The organism is Pseudomonas sp. rhizo66 (genome assembly GCF_031931925.1).
In the GTDB taxonomy this organism is placed as follows: Bacteria; Pseudomonadota; Gammaproteobacteria; order Pseudomonadales; family Pseudomonadaceae; genus Aquipseudomonas.
On sequence record NZ_JAUJWZ010000048.1, the window covers coordinates 1 to 1,271 of the forward strand.

A 1,271-nucleotide genomic window follows, 5' to 3' on the forward strand; every position below is an offset into this window, starting at 1 on the left:
TACAAACCGCTGACGTCCATCTCCTTGCCCGAATAACGGATGAAGCGATACGTGGTTTCCGAATCCGGTGCCATCCACGCGGTTTCGCCAAAGGGGTAATAGCCTTCCTGACTGATCATCACGGCAGCTTGATCCAGTTCCATCACGCTGGAGCGGAGATGATCTTCGAGGTTGTAACGCATTTGGTCATTGGCGATTGCATCGGGTTTTTTCGCTGCCCAATGCAGGCAACGGGCGTTGCCGAGCGTGATGACGTGCAGTTCTTCGCCGTTGTCGCGGGTGCGGATTTCCAGCCCCGGCAGGTAGCGCACCTGATGAAAATGCTCGGCGTTGGCCGCGAAGGTTTCGTGGCGTTTGAACACGCGCATGCCCTGGCTGTAACGGTAGTACTCGGCATCATTGGAACCGTCCTCACGCTGGATCAGCGTCACGTTTTCCAGCTCATCGCGGGCATTCCAGGTCAGCGGCTTGCCGGGGTGCATCGCTTTCTGGTTACCGTGACTGTCGAACAGCTCATCGAAATCCGGCGGCTCGTCGCCGGTTTTCCAGCGCACCCCGCGATTGCTCTTCGGGTCGATGAACATTTGCCGGGTCGAGTTGTTGCCCGCGCGTACATGACTCAGTTCGAACAGGTTGCCGCCGTTGTCGTACCGATAGGTCTGGGTGTAGTTGAGGCGATTGTTCGGGTCGCCCGGTTGCGGCAGGCCGGGAATGTCCGGCGGCGGGGCGTCGTCGTAGCCGGTGGCGCTGGTCAACCGATAGAGCGAGTCGTAGGTGAAGTCCCGGTGGCCATCGATCAACTGGTTGGCGAAGTAACGTGGCTGAAACGCGTGGTCTTCAATGCGGGTGATATTGCCGACGCGGTCGTAGAAATATTCGAGGTTCTGCAGGACTGCGCCGCCGTCCTTGCGGCTGGACTGAGTGTGCAAACGGCCGTCCGCCGGGTCATACGTCCACTGACTGAGGACGCGATTGCCGGCCAGTTGTTCGATGATCTGCTCGTTGGCGTTGTACTGCGCGTTCTCCAACACTGTTTGCCAGTCAGACGCGCCACTGATCAGTAGCTCGACGTGCTTGAGTTGCCCGGCCAGGCCGTAGCGCGAGCGTCGCCGATGGCTGCCGGCGTCGGTCTGTTCCAGCAGCGCGCCGAGCGGGTTGAACGCATGGTGAGTGGTGAACGGTTCACCGTCGTGGAACGTGCGGGTTTCCCGCAGCGGCTGGCCGGCCAGGGAAAAGCTGTCCGTGAGCAGCGAACCGGAACGGTCTTTTTG

The 1,271-nt window shown here is 60.3% G+C and carries 1 pseudogene; it reads right to left on the bottom strand.

The window, feature by feature from the left end:
* Positions 1-1,271: pseudogene (locus QZR14_RS27890) on the bottom strand (toxin); the annotation flags it as partial.